16 protein-coding genes are annotated in these 15608 nt (G+C 71.4%); 10 read left to right on the top strand and 6 right to left on the bottom strand.

What is annotated here, in order from left to right; translation table 11 throughout:
* Positions 1 to 120 precede the first annotated feature (120 nt).
* Complete coding sequence (locus tag V3C34_RS15110; RefSeq protein ID WP_338537754.1) at positions 121 to 1392, top strand: lipase family protein; 1272 nt, start codon at positions 121 to 123, stop codon at positions 1390 to 1392.
* 33 nt (positions 1393 to 1425) lie between these two features.
* Here V3C34_RS15110 and V3C34_RS15105 read toward each other — a convergent pair whose 3' ends face one another.
* The gene (locus V3C34_RS15105) at positions 1426 to 3141 is read right to left on the bottom strand and encodes a DUF885 domain-containing protein (protein WP_422388930.1); all 1716 of its coding nucleotides are present in this window, start codon (positions 3139 to 3141) and stop codon (positions 1426 to 1428) included.
* Between the two features lie 60 nt (positions 3142 to 3201).
* Between V3C34_RS15105 and V3C34_RS15100 the strand changes: the two genes are divergently transcribed.
* Positions 3202 to 3732, top strand: a complete 531-nt coding sequence (locus V3C34_RS15100) for a ribonuclease H family protein (RefSeq protein ID WP_068322034.1) — start codon at positions 3202 to 3204, stop codon at positions 3730 to 3732.
* Here V3C34_RS15100 and V3C34_RS15095 read toward each other — a convergent pair whose 3' ends face one another.
* The 3 genes from V3C34_RS15095 to V3C34_RS15085 form a co-directional block, all read right to left on the bottom strand.
* Complete coding sequence (locus V3C34_RS15095) at positions 3733 to 4323, bottom strand: MOSC domain-containing protein (protein WP_338537756.1); 591 nt, start codon at positions 4321 to 4323, stop codon at positions 3733 to 3735.
* A 169-nt stretch (positions 4324 to 4492) separates the two neighbouring features.
* The gene (locus V3C34_RS15090; RefSeq protein WP_338537757.1) at positions 4493 to 4741 is read right to left on the bottom strand and encodes an acyl-CoA carboxylase subunit epsilon; all 249 of its coding nucleotides are present in this window, start codon (positions 4739 to 4741) and stop codon (positions 4493 to 4495) included.
* Positions 4742 to 4779: 38 nt separating this feature from the next.
* Positions 4780 to 6420 (bottom strand): acyl-CoA carboxylase subunit beta, encoded by a 1641-nt coding sequence (locus tag V3C34_RS15085; protein ID WP_338537758.1) that lies wholly within the window; start codon positions 6418 to 6420, stop codon positions 4780 to 4782.
* A gap of 24 nt (positions 6421 to 6444) precedes the next feature.
* On the opposite strand from V3C34_RS15085, the gene V3C34_RS15080 reads away from it, so the two are divergent.
* The 4 genes from V3C34_RS15080 to V3C34_RS15065 are packed head-to-tail and all read left to right on the top strand — an operon-like array spanning position 6445 to position 10030.
* Positions 6445 to 7233: a biotin--[acetyl-CoA-carboxylase] ligase gene (locus V3C34_RS15080; RefSeq protein WP_346007551.1), complete on the top strand. Its 789-nt coding sequence runs from the start codon at positions 6445 to 6447 to the stop codon at positions 7231 to 7233.
* 24 nt (positions 7234 to 7257) lie between these two features.
* Positions 7258 to 8343, top strand: a complete 1086-nt coding sequence (locus V3C34_RS15075; protein ID WP_400293229.1) for an adenylate/guanylate cyclase domain-containing protein — start codon at positions 7258 to 7260, stop codon at positions 8341 to 8343.
* Between the two features lie 17 nt (positions 8344 to 8360).
* A complete protein-coding gene (locus tag V3C34_RS15070) occupies positions 8361 to 9029 on the top strand; it encodes a response regulator transcription factor (protein WP_068322051.1) in 669 nt (222 codons plus the stop codon).
* Positions 9026 to 10030, top strand: a complete 1005-nt coding sequence (locus tag V3C34_RS15065) for a sensor histidine kinase (RefSeq protein ID WP_255218225.1) — start codon at positions 9026 to 9028, stop codon at positions 10028 to 10030. Before V3C34_RS15070 ends, V3C34_RS15065 begins: the two co-directional genes overlap by 4 nt.
* A 22-nt stretch (positions 10031 to 10052) precedes the next feature.
* On the opposite strand, the gene V3C34_RS15060 is transcribed toward V3C34_RS15065, so the two are convergent.
* Positions 10053 to 10589 (bottom strand): GtrA family protein, encoded by a 537-nt coding sequence (locus tag V3C34_RS15060; RefSeq protein WP_068322057.1) that lies wholly within the window; start codon positions 10587 to 10589, stop codon positions 10053 to 10055.
* 55 nt (positions 10590 to 10644) lie between these two features.
* On the opposite strand from V3C34_RS15060, the gene V3C34_RS15055 reads away from it, so the two are divergent.
* The 3 genes from V3C34_RS15055 to V3C34_RS15045 all read left to right on the top strand — a co-directional run bounded on the left by V3C34_RS15055 (position 10645) and on the right by V3C34_RS15045 (position 13762).
* On the top strand, positions 10645 to 11817 hold the full coding sequence (locus tag V3C34_RS15055; RefSeq protein WP_346007549.1) for a 5-(carboxyamino)imidazole ribonucleotide synthase: 1173 nt from the start codon (positions 10645 to 10647) through the stop codon (positions 11815 to 11817).
* Complete coding sequence (gene purE / locus V3C34_RS15050) at positions 11814 to 12347, top strand: 5-(carboxyamino)imidazole ribonucleotide mutase (RefSeq protein ID WP_068322065.1); 534 nt, start codon at positions 11814 to 11816, stop codon at positions 12345 to 12347. The genes V3C34_RS15055 and purE overlap by 4 nt, the downstream gene beginning before the upstream one ends.
* Positions 12348 to 12616: 269 nt before the next feature.
* Positions 12617 to 13762 carry an IS110 family transposase gene (locus V3C34_RS15045; RefSeq protein WP_068326595.1) on the top strand — a complete coding sequence of 382 codons (1146 nt, stop codon included), beginning with the start codon at positions 12617 to 12619 and terminating at the stop codon, positions 13760 to 13762.
* A 75-nt stretch (positions 13763 to 13837) separates the two neighbouring features.
* Here the strand turns inward: V3C34_RS15045 and V3C34_RS15040 are convergent, their stop codons facing one another.
* Positions 13838 to 14290 carry a CoA-binding protein gene (locus tag V3C34_RS15040; RefSeq protein WP_346007548.1) on the bottom strand — a complete coding sequence of 151 codons (453 nt, stop codon included), beginning with the start codon at positions 14288 to 14290 and terminating at the stop codon, positions 13838 to 13840.
* Between the two features lie 131 nt (positions 14291 to 14421).
* Here V3C34_RS15040 and V3C34_RS15035 point away from each other — a divergent pair, with 131 nt between their 5' ends.
* A complete protein-coding gene (locus V3C34_RS15035; RefSeq protein ID WP_346007547.1) occupies positions 14422 to 15597 on the top strand; it encodes a nucleotide sugar dehydrogenase in 1176 nt (391 codons plus the stop codon).
* Positions 15598 to 15608 lie beyond the last annotated feature (11 nt).

Here is a 15608-nt window from a genome sequence, read left to right as displayed (position 1 = left end):
GTTGCCGCGAGATGACTGACGGGTAACATAGGGCCCACCACCACACCGACGATGTCGTCCGCAGGGAGCCACCACACCTGTCCGGGGGACCTCGACCCCTCCCTCGACGACAGGATGCGCATGTTCTCGACGACGAAGCGTGCCGTGGCCGCCTCTGCGGTGGCCCTGGCCCTCGGTCTGCCCCTCGCCGGTCAGGCCGGCGCCGACCACCGCGACGTCCCCGGTACCGCCGGTGCCCGGACGTTGACCGACACCCCCGAGCCACCCCGCCCGGCCTTCTACGAGCCGCCGGCGAGGATCCCGAGCACCCCCGGCACGATCATCCGCAGCGAGCCGGCCCCCTTCCTGCTCGACCCCTTCGGCCTGTCCTCGTCGGTGGTCACCGCGACGCGGGTCATGTACTCATCCACGGACGGCAGCGGCACCCCGATCGCGGTGACCGGCACGGTCTTCGTGCCGAGGACGACCTACGTCGGTGCCTCGCGGCGTCCGCTGATCTCGTACGCCCCAGGCACCCAGGGCATGGGCGACCGGTGCGCCCCGTCCCGGCAGATGGAGAGCTTCGTCGAGTACGAGGGGATCGGTGTCGCTCGTGCGGTGGGACGCGGCTACGCGGTGGGCATCACCGACCTCCAGGGCCTCGGCACGCCGGGGTCGCACACCTACATGGCCCGCGAGCCGCAGGGACGGGCGACGCTCGACATGGCCCGCGCCGCGCAGGACCTGCAGGGCAGCGGCCTCGACGCCAGGACCCCGGTCGGCCTCATGGGCTACTCCCAGGGCGGCGGGGCGGCGGCCGCGGCCGCCGAGCTGGCGTCCACGTACGCCCCCGAGCTGGACATCAAGGGCTCGGCCATCGGGGCGCCGCCGGCCGACCTGGCCGAGGTCGGGACCAACATCGACGGCACGACCTACACCCTCTTCGCGCTCTTCGCCACGCTCGGCGTGGCGGCGGCGGAGCACATCGACGTCACCGATCACCTCAACCCGGCGGGGCAGCAGCTGGCGAGCGAGGTCGAGGGTGCCTGCGTGTTCGACCTCCTCTCCTACGCCCACCTGGACACCTCGAGGTACACGACGAGCGGGCACAAGCTCACGGAGCTGCTCGAGGAGGAGCCCTTCGCGTCGGCGGTCGCGAAGCAGCGGATCGGGACGCTCGAGCCCAACGCCCCGGTGCAGATCAACCACGCGCTCGGCGACGACGTCATCCCGTACGCGGTCGGCAGGCAGCTCGGCAGTGACTGGTGCGACCAGGGCACGCGCGTCTCCTTCAACGCCGGCTTGACCCCGACGCACGTCGGCGGCATGGTCCCGCACGTCGAGAAGTCGATGCTCTTCTTCGAGGCGCGCTTCGCCGGTCTCAACCAGGCGAGCAGCTGCTGGCGCCTCTGACCGAGCGACGAGCGGTGCTCGGGCGAGACCTCCTCAGCCCCGCCCGAGCACCGCCGTGCGCAGGGTGTCGAGCCCGACGCCGCCGATGTCGAGGGCGCGACGGTGGAAGGCCCTGAGGTCGAAGGCGTCCCCCTCCCGCCGCGCCGTCTCCGCGCGCAGCTGCAGCCACAGGCGCTCGCCGATCTTGTAGCTCGGGGCCTGCCCGGGCCAGCCGAGGTAGCGGTCGAGCTCGAAGCGCAGGAAGCCCTCGTCCATGTTGGCGTGGGCCGAGAGGAAGTCCCAGGCCTTGTCGTAGGTCCACGCGCCACCACCGACCTCCGGCGGGGCCTCGAAGCCGCAGTGGACCCCGATGTCGAGCACGACGCGCGCGGCCCGCAGCGACTGCCCGTCGAGCAGCCCCATCCGGTTGCCGGGGTCGTCCATGTGGCCGAGCTCGGCCATCAGCCACTCGGCGTAGAGCGCCCAGCCCTCGCCGTGGCCGGAGGTCCACGACGCCAGCCGGCGCCAGCGGTTGAGCAGCTCCTTGCGGAAGATCGTCTGGCCCACCTGGAGGTGGTGGCCCGGGACGCCCTCGTGGTAGACGGTCGTCAGCTCGCGCCACGTGCCGAACTGCGTGACGCCCTTGGGCACCGACCACCACATGCGGCCGGGCCGGGAGAAGTCGTCGCTCGGCCCGGTGTAGTAGATCCCGCCGGTCTCGGTCGGGGCGATGCGGCACTCGATGGTGCGCACCGGCTCGGGGATGTCCAGGTGCGGGTCGAGCAGCTCGATCGCCTCGTCGGCGGTGCGCTGCATCCACGCGCGCAGGGCGTCGGTGCCGTGCAGCTGGTAGCGCGGGTCGGCGTCGAGCGCCTCGATCGCCTCCTTGACCGTGGCCCCGGGGCGGATCCGCTCGGCGACCGCCCCCATCTCGGCGCTGATGCGGGCCAGCTCCTCCTGACCCCAGGCGTACGTCTCCTCGAGGTCGACCTCCGCGCCGAGGAAGGTCCGCGAGTACAGCTGGTAGGCCTCGCGCCCGCAGGCGTCCGCCCGGGGCGCCAGGTCACGCAGGGGCTGCAGGCGCTCGGCGAGCTCCGCGAAGCCTGCTGCGGCGGCGTCCACCGAGCGCCGCAGGTCGGTGGCGACGGTCCCGGGTAGGGGGTCACCCCCTTCGAGCGTGGCGCCGGCCAGCAGGCCGACGAAGTACCCGTCGTCCGCGACGAGGTCCGCGCACTGCTCGATGCACCGGTCGTACTGACGACGGGGGGCGATGTTGCCCTGCGACGCGGCGGCGGCGAGCGAGTCGGTCCACTGCTCGAGGGCGGTGGGGACAGCGGCCATGCGGGTGGCGATCGTCGCCCAGTCGTCCACGGTGGCCGTCGGCATGAGGTCGAAGACGTCACGGACCGACTGCATCGGCGAGGCGATGACGTTGATCTCCTGCAGGTCCAGACCGGCGGCGTGGATCTCCTCGGCGAGCCCCAGACGCTCGCGCATCGCCTCGACGGTCACCCGGTCCACGTCGTCGGCCGGGGCCGCGGCGTCGAGCGCGCCGAGGGTGCGTCGGCGCAGCCGAGCTGCAGCCTCGAAGCCGGCCGGTGAGAGGTCGTCGAGCTCGCCGTCGTGCCCCGGCAGACCGAGGTAGGTCGCGGTGATGGGGGAGAGGTCGGCCTCGGCGTCGAGGTGGGCCTCGGCGATGCGGTCGATCTCGGTCTGCGGGCGACGCTGCTCGGTGGTCACCCGCGCGAGGCTACTCGTCAACCCGGTCATCGTGGTCCTGAGAGGATCGGGCGTGCACACGTTCCCCCCTACGGTCCCCGGAGTGACCTCATGACCCTCACCGCTGCCGCCGACGGCTCCGCCCTCGGCAACCCCGGACCCGCAGGCTGGGGCTGGTACGTCGACGAGGAGCGCTGGGACCTCGGCGGCTGGGCGCACGGGACCAACAACATGGGTGAGCTGACCGCGGTCCTCGACCTGCTGCAGCAGACCGCGCACCTCGACGAGGACCTGCACGTCATCTGCGACAGCAAGTACGTCATCAACTCGATCACCTCCTGGATGCCGGGGTGGAAGGCCAAGGGCTGGCGCAAGAAGGACGGCAAGCCGGTCCTCAACCTCGAGATCATGCAGGCGCTCGACGCCGCGATGGCGGGACGTTCGGTGACCTTCGAGTGGGTCAAGGGGCACGCCGGCCACGAGCTCAACGAGCATGCCGACCGGCTCGCCACGACCGCCGCAGCCGCGTGGGCGAAGGGGGCCGCCCCCGTCCCCGGACCCGGCATCCCGGGTGCCCGCTCCGGCACGGCCGAGACGGTGGTGGAGCGGGCGGTGCAGGACGAGCCGCTCTCGCTCTTCTGATCAGGGGCGGCGCAGGAGGGTGCGCAGGAGGGTCGGCAGGTCCAGGCCGGACCCGGAGAGGGTCACCGTGATCGGGTCGCCGGGACGGATCTCACCCGGCTGGACGACGCGGAGGTAGGCGCCGCTGCGTCCGTGCGCAGCGAAGCGCGTGACCCACCCGCGCTCGCCCATCCGCTCGGCGAAGGTCCCGCACGGCACGCGTGGCCCGCGCACCTCGAGGACGGCTGTGCCGACCTGCCAGCGGTCCCCGACCTCGGCGGCGTCGACGTCGAGGCCCGCCGTCGTGAGGTTCTCCCCGAACATCCCGGGCGGCAGCTCCTTGCCGAGCTCCCGCTCCCAGGCGTCGAGCTCCTCCCGGGCGAAGGCGTACACGGCCTGGTCCGAACCGCCGTGGTGCCGACCGTCGCCGACGTGGTCGCCGCAGACGCCGGAGACACCTGCACCGTCCTCGACGCGCTTGGGCCCCGGGTCGCTCACGCTGATGACCTCCACGGGCTGCTTGCCGATCCCGGTGGGACGGCCGCGGGGGATGCGCTGCACCATCGGTCGGCCGACGTTGACGGACAGGACCTGCGGCTGCGGTGAGGACACCGCGACAGGCTACGCGCCCCCTTCGCCCCGGACGTGACTCGCGGGTACGACACCCACTCGTGCGAGTCCGATGCTGCGTGGGCCCCGATTTCCGGGGGTGCAGTCGTGGGCGCCCCGACGAGTGGGCGTCGTACCCGCGGGTAACTGGGTCGTTCCTTCGATCTGGTCCTCAGCGGGGGAGGCCGGAGGCCACCCACCCTGCTCGCGAGGGGTACACCGGCGGGCGGACGAGCCGCTCCGGGGAGGACCAGGCCGAAGGGGGGCCCGCCGGGGCCTCTTCCGCGCCGCCGCCCAGGCCGCCGGACAGGACCGCGACGAGGGCCGCGACCTGCTCGGGCGAGGCATCGCCGAGGACCTCGATCCGCGGACCCGTCGGAGCCGTCGCATCGGTCTCGGGCTGCTCGGGTGCGCCCGTCACAGCGTGGAGCCGATCAGACGTCTGAGCCTGCGACGACGTCACAGCGGAATGTTCCCGTGCTTCTTGGGCGGCAGGGTCTCGCGCTTGGTGCGCAGGGCCCGCAGCGCGCGGCTGACGTTCATCCGGGTGTTGCTCGGCGTGATGACGGTGTCGATGTAGCCACGCTCGGCGGCGACGTACGGGTTCGCCAGCGCGTCCTCGTAGGCGGTGATGAACTCGGCGCGCGCGGTCTCGACGTCGCGTCCCTCGGCCTCGGCAGCGGCGAGCTGCTTGCGGTAGAGGATGTTGACCGCGCCCTGGGCGCCCATGACGGCGATCTGGGCGGTCGGCCACGCGAGGTTGATGTCGGCGCCGAGGTGCTTGGAGCCCATGACGTCGTACGCGCCGCCGTAGGCCTTGCGGGTGATGACCGTGACGAGCGGGACGGTGGCCTCGGCGTAGGCGTAGATGAGCTTGGCGCCGCGGCGGATGATGCCGTTCCACTCCTGGTCGGTGCCGGGCAGGAAGCCCGGCACGTCGACGAAGGTCAGGACCGGGACGTTGAAGGCGTCGCAGGTGCGCACGAAGCGCGCGGCCTTCTCCGAGGCGTCGATGTCGAGCGTCCCGGCGAACTGCATCGGGTTGTTGGCGACGACACCGACCGACTGGCCCTCGATGCGGGCGAAGCCGCAGATGATGTTGGGCGCGAAGAGCGGGTGCACCTCGAGGAACTCGCCGTCGTCGACGACCGACTCGATGACGGCCTTCATGTCGTACGGCATGTTGGCCGAGTCCGGGATGATCGTGTCGAGCGCGAGGTCGGTGTCGTTGACCGTCAGGTCGAGCTCGCCGCCGAAGGTCGGCGCCTGCTCGAGGTTGTTGCTCGGCAGGTAGGACAGGAGCGCCTTGACGTAGTCGATGGCGTCCTCCTCGTCGGTGCCCATGTAGTGCGCGACACCGGACTTGGTGTTGTGCGAGCGGGCGCCGCCCAGGTCCTCGAACTCCACGTCCTCACCGGTGACGGTCTTGATGACGTCGGGACCGGTGATGAACATGTGCGAGGTCTGGTCGACCATGACGGTGAAGTCGGTGACGGCGGGGGAGTAGACGGCACCGCCGGCGCAGGGGCCCATGATGAGCGAGATCTGCGGGATGACGCCGGACGCGTGGACATTGCGCTTGAAGATCTCGCCGTAGAGACCGAGGGAGACGACACCCTCCTGGATGCGCGCGCCGCCGGAGTCGTTGAGGCCGATCACCGGGCAGCCGATCTTCATCGCGAAGTCCATGACCTTGGTGATCTTCTCGCCGAAGACCTCGCCGAGGGACCCGCCGAAGACGGTGAAGTCCTGCGCGAAGACCGCGACCTGACGCCCGTCGACCGTGCCGTAGCCGGTGACGACCCCGTCGCCGTAGGGCCGGGTGGCCTCCTGGCCGAAGGCGGTCGACCGGTGGCGCGCGTACTTGTCCATCTCGACGAAGCTCCCCTCGTCGAGCAGGAGGGCGAGACGCTCGCGCGCGGTCTTCTTGCCGCGCGCGTGCTGCTTGTCGATGGCGCGCTCGGATCCTGCGTGCGCGACCTCGGCCACCCGACGCTTGAGGTCGGCGAGCTTGCCCGCCGTCGTGTGGATGTCGATGTCGCTGGGGACGTCGGTGCCACCGATCGCCTGCGCGTCAGTGGTCTCGGTGCTCTGGGACATGGGCGGCAGCCTAGCCTTGCCGACATGCCGGATCCGATCGACGTCCATCGTCTGACCGCGTCGTTGCGAAGGTCACACGAGTGGCCCGACGTGGTGCACCTGCACGAGACCGGGTCGACCAACGTCGTCGCCCTGGAGCGGGCCGAGCCGTGGGCCCCCGTGCTCGCCGAGCTGCAGACCGCGGGGCGCGGGCGGCTCGGCCGCCCGTGGCAGGAGGCGCGCGGCGCCGGGCTCGCGATGTCGGTCCTCGTGCCGGTCGTCCCCGACCCCGGGTGGCTGCCGCTGGCCGCAGGCCTCGCCGTGCGCGCCGCCGTCGCCGAGGTCGGGGTCCGCGCCGACCTCAAGTGGCCCAACGACGTCCTCCTGCCGGACGAGGACGAGCGCAAGGTCTGCGGCGTCCTGTGCCAGATGCGGCCCGCCGGTGACGGGATCGTCGTCGGCATCGGGATCAACGTGCACCACACCCGCGAGCAGCTGCCCGTGGCGACGGCGACCTCCCTTCGCCTCGCCGGCGTCGACGCGGACCGCACCGCGCTCGCCGCCTCCGTGCTGCTCCACCTGCGCCGCCTCCACGCCGACCTCACCGCCTCCGGCGACCGGGCGAAGGGGGTCCACGACGCCTACCGCCGCGCCTGCGCCACCATCGGCCGGGCCATCGAGGTGCACCGCCCGGACGGCACCGTGGAGCCGGTGACGGCCACCGGCGTCGACGACCACGGGCGCCTCGTCGTGAGCGGCGCGAGCGGCTCGGATACCGTGGCCGCGGGTGACGTGCAGCACATCCGCCCCGCGGGCACGTCCACCTCACCCTGATCCCGCCCGAGGCGACCCGTGGAGGTGCCGTTGTCGCACGACCCGCGCCACGCCGGCGCCCCCGACGAGGACGAAGGGAGCGGCCGCGCCGCCCTCGAGGGCTTCGAGCGCTCGCTGCTCGGGCGCCCCGCCTCCATGGGGCGCCGCGAGGTCTCCCGCATCGCCGGCGTGTCGATCCGCTCGGCCCGCAAGTTCTGGCACGCCATGGGCTTCCCCGTCGTCCAGGAGGGCGACGCGATGTTCACCGAGGCCGACCTCGAGGCGCTGTCCCGGGTCGCGACGATGGTGCGCCAGGACGACCTGCCCGAGGAGCTCGCCCTCAACATGACCCGTGCCATCGCGCGGACCATGGACCGGCTCGCGGCGTGGCAGGCCCAGCTCGCCACCGAGGAGGTCGCCCGTCAGCGCCACGGTGACGAGGACGCCGGCCCGGAGCCCGACCGGGCCCGTGACGCCGAGGCGGCCGCTGCCTGGATCACCGAGCTGGCCGACGAGCTGGAGCCGCTCGTGGTGTACGTGTGGCGCCGCCAGCTCACGGCGACGATCCAGCGCCTGCTCACGGTCGAGGAGGACGGCTCCCGGCCGTCGGTCATCGGCTTCGCCGACCTCGTGAACTTCACCTCGGTGGTGCGCCGGCTCACCGAGCGCGACCTCGCGCGGATGGTCCAGCGCTTCGAGGACCTGTGCACCGACATCGTCACCGCGCACGGCGGACGGGTCGTCAAGACGGTGGGCGACGAGGTGCTCTTCCAGACCTTCGACGTCGCGCCCGCTGCCGCCATCGCCCTCGACCTCGTCGAGGCGATGAGCGAGGACGACCTCCTGCCCTCCGCCCGGGTCGGCATGGCGCACGGCCCGGTCGTGCGGCGTCTCGGCGACGTCTTCGGCACGACGGTCAACCGCGCCAGCCGGCTCACCGCGGTCGCCCCGCCCGGGGGTGTGTACGTCGACGACGCCCTCACCCGGCTGCTCGAGCCGCTCAGCGGGTTCTCGACCCTGCCGACCCGTCGGCGCTCGCTCCGCGGCATCGGCGAGGTCGCGCCCAGCCGGCTCGTCCGCGTCACGGGTGTGCGACGCGCCGCCGATGTCACCGCGCACGTCCGCGGATGAGTTCCTATGATCCAGCCATGACACGAGTGCTGCTGGCCGAGGACGACACCGCCATCTCCGAACCCTTGGCCCGGGCCCTCATCCGCGAGGGGTACGAGGTCACGGTGCACGCCGACGGGCGTGACGCGCTCGATGCCGCGCTCAACCTGCCGCCCGACCTGCTGGTCCTGGACCTCGGCCTGCCGACCCTCGACGGTCTCGAGGTCTGCCGACGGCTGCGGGCGACGAGCTCCGACGTGCCGGTCCTCATCCTCACCGCCCGCGCCGACGAGGTGGACACCGTCGTCGGGCTCGACGCGGGTGCCGACGACTACGTCACCAAGCCCTTCCGCGTCGCCGAGCTCATGGCTCGCGTGCGCGCGCTGCTGCGCCGGCGCGGCGACGAGGTCGTCGAGGCGACCGGCCCGCTGCGCATCGACCTCGACAGCCGCCGCGTGTGGTTCCACGGCGAGGAGCTCGCGCTCACGGCCAAGGAGTTCTCCGTGCTGAGCGTGCTCGTGCGCGAGAGCGGGCGCGTCGTCACCCGCGAGCAGCTCATGGCCGAGGTCTGGGAGACCGAGTGGTACGGCTCGACCAAGGCCCTCGACATGCACATCTCCGTCCTGCGCCGCAAGCTCGGTGACGACGTCACCGACCCTCGGCACATCGCCACGGTCCGTGGCGTCGGCTTCAGATTCGACGCGTGACCTCCACGGGGCGGATCTGGCGGATCGTCCTCGCGGCGGTCGTGGCCGCGGCGGTCCTCACCGCGGTGGTCCTCGTCGCTGTCGCCGTGGCAGCAGCTGGCTTCGACGGCGTCACCGTCCTCGGCCTCGACCTCGTCGCGTGGGCCCTCGTCGCACCGGCCCTCGGGGCCGGGATCGCCGCGGGGATCACCATCCCCGTCGTGAGGTCCGTCGAGCGCCGCCGTGAGCGCGGCCTGCACTACATCCGCGAGCAGATCGCGGCGATCCGCGACGGCGAGGGGGCCCTGCCGCGCTCGGTCCACGGACTCCCCGAGGTGGACGCCACCACGGGAGACTTGGCGCGCCTCGCCGGGGAGCTGGCCCAGCAGCGCGCGCTCGATCGTGACTACGCCGCCGACGCCTCCCACCAGCTGCGTACCCCGCTCACCGCGCTGCTCATGCGCCTGGAGGAGATCAGCCAGATCGACGACCTGGAGGCCATCCGGGACGAGGCGGAGGTCGCGGTCACCCAGGTCGAGCGCCTCACGGGCGTCGTCGACACGATGCGCGACCGCTCGAAGGGGGACGAGGCCCTCCCGCAGATCTCCCTCGACTCCGTCCTCGCGGGCCTGCAGCGCGAGTACCAGCCGGCCTTCACCGCGGCCCGCCGCACGATGCGGGTCGTCGGGCCGCCCGGTCTGGCCGTGCGCAGTTCCCCGGTCGACCTGTCGCAGATCCTGCAGACCCTCATCGAGAACTCGCTCAACCACGGTGCCGGACGCGTGGAGATCGAGATGCGCGGCTCGAGCGGCTCGGTCGTCATCGAGGTGCGCGACGAGGGGGAGGGCATCCCGGCAGCGATCGCCCCGCACATCTTCGAGCGCTCGGTCACGTCGCACGGCTCCGGCCTCGGGCTCGGCCTGGCCCGCCAGCTCGCCGAGCGCAACGGCGGGCGGCTCGAGCTCGTGCAGGCCCACCCGGCGGTCTTCGCCGTCTTCCTCTCGGCGCCCGGCAGCCGCTGACCCGCGGGTCCGGCCCCCTTCGTCAGGCGATGTGGCGGCCGCCGCCCTCGAGCGGGGAGGTGTCCTCGTCCATCGGCTCGTTGGCGAAGACGAAGCGACGGTAGGTCCAGAAGCGGAAGATCGTGCCCACCCCGATGCCGATGACGGTGGCGACGTTGTCGGCGAGGCGCGAGGTGAAGTCGAACCCGTAGTGCGAGATGACGAGGCACAGCGTCGAGATGACGAGCGCGAGCCCGTTGACGACGAAGAAGAGGGAGACCTCGTGGTGCACCGGTCGGGACCGCCGGTGGGCGAAGGTCCAGCTGCGGTTGCCGAACCACGCGAAGAGCGTCGCCGCGACACCGCTGATGAGGCGGGCCGTCGTCACCTTGTCGCCGAGGACGGTGTGGGTCAGCAGGTTCATCCCGCCGAGGTCGATGACGAAGGACAGGGCGCCGATGACGCCGAACTTCGCCACCTCGTGCCAGACGGTGTCGACGAGGCCCGCCAGACCGCTCTTCCGCTGGGTCGGCGAGGGCGCGCCGGACGCGTCAGGGGAGGTGTCGGTGGGTTCGGACATCTCGAGCAGCGTAATCGGGGCACGGGCCGAAAGTGCGCACCGTATCCTTGCGCACGTGTCGATCCCCCCACGCGCCCCCGGAGGTTTTCCCGTCGTCGGCATCATCGGCGGCGGCCAGCTCGCCAGGATGTGCGCCGGTCCCGCCGCGGAGCTCGGCATCACCCTGGCCGTCCTCGCCGAGGCCGAGGACTCGTCGGCGGCGCTCGTCGCCCCCTTCGCGCCGGTGGGTGAGGCGAGCGACGTCGAGACGGTGCGCGAGTTCGCCCGGCACTGCGACGTCGTCACCTTCGACCACGAGCACGTGCCCGCGCCGGTCATCGAGGCCCTCCTCGCCGACGGCGTCGCCGTCCACCCCGGGCCCGCAGCGCTGCTGCACGCCCAGGACAAGATCGTCATGCGGGAGGCCCTGACCGCTGCCGGCGTCCCGTGCCCGCCGTGGACGGTCGCGACGGACGAAGGGGAGGTCCTCGCCTTCGCCGCGCAGGTCGGGTGGCCCGTCGTCGTCAAGACGCCGCGGGGCGGCTACGACGGGAAGGGGGTGCTCGTCGCCGACGGGATCGACGACGTGCGCGAGTGGCTCTCCGCCGCTGCGGAGCGTGGTGACCGGCTGCTGCTCGAGGCGCGCGTCCCCTTCGTCCGGGAGCTCGCGGTCCTCCTGGCCCGCAGCCCCTCCGGCCAGGCCGCGGTCTGGCCGGTCGTCGAGACGGTGCAGACCGACGGGATCTGCACCGAGGTCATCGCGCCGGCGCCCGACCTGGACCCCCGGACGGCCGCGTCGGCCACGGCCATCGGGCTGGACATCGCCGCCGCGCTCGACGTGACGGGGGTGATGGCGGTCGAGCTCTTCCAGCTGGCCGATGGCAGCGTCGTCGTCAACGAGCTCGCGATGCGCCCGCACAACTCCGGCCACTGGAGCATGGACGGCGCGGTGACCGGTCAGTTCGAGCAGCACCTGCGGGCCGTGCTCGACCTGCCGCTCGGCTCACCGAGGCCGCGTGCCGAGTGGACCGTCATGGGCAATGTCCTCGGCGGGGAGCCGACCGACCTGTACCCGACCTACCGGCACCTCATGGCCCGCGACCCCGAGCTCAAGATCCACCTCTACGGCAAGGGCGTGCGCCCCGGCCGCAAGATCGGGCACGTCAACGTCAGCGGCAGCGACCTGGCCGACCTGCGCGAGCGGGCCCGGCACGCGGCCGACTACATCCAGGGAGTGATCAGCGAATGACCGGTGACGACGCCTCGACCCCCCGCGTGGGTCTGGTCATGGGCAGCGACAGCGACTGGCCGACGATGGAGGCCGCGGCGCAGGTCCTCGAGGACCTCGGCATCGCCTACGAGGCCGACGTCGTCTCGGCGCACCGCATGCCGACCGAGATGATCGCCTACGGGCAGCAGGCCGCGGACCGCGGCCTGCAGGTCATCATTGCCGGCGCCGGCGGCGCCGCCCACCTGCCCGGCATGCTGGCGTCCGTGACGACCCTGCCCGTCGTCGGCGTGCCCGTCCCGCTGGCGCACCTCGACGGCATGGACTCGCTGCTGTCGATCGTGCAGATGCCGGCCGGCATCCCCGTGGCGACCATGGCGGTCGGAGGAGCGCGCAACGCCGGGCTCATGGCGGCACGGATCCTCGCCGCGGGTGAGGGCGAGGAGGCGGCCCGGCTGCGTTCCGCCCTGGAGACCTTCGCCGCGGACCTGTCCGCGCAGGCGCACGCGAAGGGGGAGCGCCTGCGCCGGCGGGTCGCCGCCGGCGGCTGAGCGCACCCCCTGCATTCCCCTATGGCTGCGAGCATCGTGACTGCGCCACCACCTGGGGTCTGACCCTTGCTTATGACCGGCCCTGCGGGTGCCCTCGCGTTGACGTGTCGGCCCCGGGTGGTGGCGTTCACCAGGCTGCTGGCCGGGTGGGCAGTGACCTGATAGGAGCCTGACTCGACCAGGGCCTCATCGCAGTCCTGTCCGCCCACTCCGGCCAGCTGAGCCATGGACAGCCCGCCCGGAAAGTGCGAGAGAGGATCCACAGCCCGATGCCCAGCATGCAGCTTCGGCGTGACGATGTCATCGTCGGCGTCGACACCCACAAGGACAACCACGTAGCGGTCGCGATCGACGGCTTTGGCGGCCGGCTCGGCGACATCGTCGTGCCCACCACCATCGCCGGGTTTGAGGAGCTCCTCGCCTTCTGTCTGGCCTTCGTCGGGTCGGCCGGTCGGCTGATCGGGTTCGGCGTCGAGGGCACCGGCTCCTACGGGGTCGGCTTGGCGCGCTACCTGCGCAACCACGGTCACGACGTCCACGAGATCGCCCGCCCAGCACGGGCCGCGGAACGTCGACTCGCAGGGAAGAACGACACCATCGATGCCGAGCACGCTGCACGCCAGCTCCTGGCTGGGCACGGGCTGTCGACACCCAAGACCGCCGACGGCGCGGTCGAAACGATCAGGCTGGTCAAGATCGCCTACGACGGTGCCGTTCAAGCGCGGACAACCGCGATGATCACGCTCAAGGCGACCCTCGCGACCGGGAGCGAGGCGTTGCGGGCGGAGCTGGAGACGCTCACCGACCACAAGCTGATCCTCGCGTGCGCGGCGCTGGAGGGTCCGACTCCACTGCCGCCCGTGCGCCGTGGCGCACCTGCCGTTGTTGTGCCGGGCGACCCGGATGTGGCGATGCGACACGTGCTGTCCTCGATGGCGAAGCGTTGGCTGGCGCTGCACGAGGAGGCCAAGGCTCACGCCGCATCAATGAAGGCACTCACTGCGGCCGCTGCGCCCCAGCTCGTCGAGGCCGTCGGCGTCGGCTACGACACTGCGGCACAGATGCTGATCACCGCCGGCGACAACGCCAACCGGATCAAGTCCGAGGCAGCGTTTGCCAAGATGTGTGGCGCGTGCCCGATCCCGGCTGGATCCGGCAAGACCAACAGCCGGCACCGTCTGTACCGCGGCGGGAACCGGCAGGCCAACGCCGCGCTGTATCGCGTGGTCATCGTGCGCATGCGCTGGCATCAGCCGACGATCGACTACGTGGCCCGTCGCACCGCCGAGGGCATGTCGAAGCGGGAGATCATCCGGTGCCTGAAGCGGTACCTCGCTCGCGAGCTCTTCCGCCTGCTGCCGGCCCCGGACGCCATCGCCAAGCCCGTTAATGGAGAGCTCGAAATCGCGGCCTAATCGACTTGACGATCTATAGGAGCATCAATGCAGACCTGAACCTGCATTGCCCTAGGGGAATGCAGGTTCAGCGGGTCAGCGCGAGGCGCCCTCGTTGCGCAGCTGGCGCCACTCGATCTTGGGGCAGGTGTCCATGACGACGAGCAGTCCCGCCTCGCGGGCCCGGTCCGCCGCGGCCGGGTCGACGACCCCGAGCTGCATCCAGATCGCGTCGATCTGCAGCCGGTCCTTGTGGGCGATCGCCTCGTCGACGACGGCACCGACGTGCTCGGAGCTGACGAAGAGGTCGATGACCTTGACGTCGCCGTCCGGGATGTCGCTGATCGTCGCGTAGCCCTGGTCCCCGTCGACGGTCTCGGCATCGGGGTGCACGGGGATGATCGCCTTGTGCATCTCGCGCTTGAGCCACCGGGCGACCCGGTGCGCGTCGCGGTCGGTGTTGTTGCTCAGTCCCACGACGACCCACGTGCCGGGGTCGGCGATGAGGCGCCGCATCGTCTCGGTGTCGTTCTTGTGCGTGAGGCTCATGGGTCCATCCAACGCTTCCGCGCCGCGGGAATCAACGGACCACGCCACTGGGCTGCCACGAGGCGTTGACCCACGTGGGCCATAATGCGGCGGGGCGTCCTTCCCCGGAACCAAGTGCAGTGAGGAACCACGTGACTACCAAGATCGCCGTCGTCGGCACGGGCTACGTCGGCCTGTCCATGGCCGTCCTGCTGGCGCAGCACAACGAGGTCGTCGGCTTCGACATCAGCGAGCGCCGGGTCGAGATGCTCAACTCCGGCCAGAGCCCGATCCACGACGAGGAGATCATCGACTTCCTCGCCCACCGCGACCTGGACCTGCGGTTCACGCTGGACAACACCGACGCCTACACCGGCGCCGACTTCGTGGTCATCGCCACCCCCACGGACTACGACCCGGACACCAACTACTTCAACACCAGCACGGTGGAGGGCGTCGTCGCCGACGTCATGCGTATCAACCCCGACGCCGTCATGGTCATCAAGTCCACGATCCCCGTCGGCTTCACCCAGGGCCTGCGGGAGTCGGCCGGCACCGACAACCTGATCTTCAGCCCCGAGTTCCTGCGCGAGGGCAAGGCGCTGCAGGACAACCTGCACCCCAGCCGCATCGTCGTCGGCGAGGTGAGCGAGCGCGCGCGGCGCTTCGCCGACCTGCTCGTCCAGGGCGCCGAGGACACCGACACCCCGGTGCTGCTCACCGACTCCACCGAGGCCGAGGCGATCAAGCTCTTCGCCAACACCTACCTCGCGATGCGCGTCGCCTACTTCAACGAGCTCGACACCTTCGCCGCCCGCCACGGGCTCAACACCCGCCAGATCATCGACGGCGTCGGGCTCGACCCGCGGATCGGCACGCACTACAACAACCCCTCCTTCGGCTACGGCGGCTACTGCCTGCCCAAGGACACCAAGCAGCTCCTCGCCAACTACGAGGACGTCCCGCAGAACCTCATGCAGGCCGTCGTGGACTCCAACCGCACCCGCAAGGACTTCGTCGCCGAGGACATCCTGCGCCGCAACCCGCGGGTCGTCGGCGTGCACCGCCTGATCATGAAGGCCGGCTCGGACAACTTCCGCGCCTCCTCCATCCAAGGGATCATGAAGCGCCTGAAGGGCAAGGGCGTCGAGGTCGTCATCTTCGAGCCGGCCATGGAGGAGGACGTCTTCTTCGGCTCCCGCGTCCTGCGCGACCTCGAGGAGTTCAAGGCCACGGCGGACGTCATCATCGCCAACCGCCGCACCGCCGACCTGGAGGACGTGGCCGACAAGGTCTACACGCGCGACCTCTTCGGGACCGACTCCTGACCGCGTTGAAC

The organism is Janibacter terrae (genome assembly GCF_039636765.1).
GTDB lineage: Bacteria > Actinomycetota > Actinomycetes > Actinomycetales > Dermatophilaceae > Janibacter > Janibacter terrae.
The sequence above is the reverse complement of the archived record's forward strand: the minus strand, read 5'-3'. Positions and strand labels throughout refer to the sequence as shown.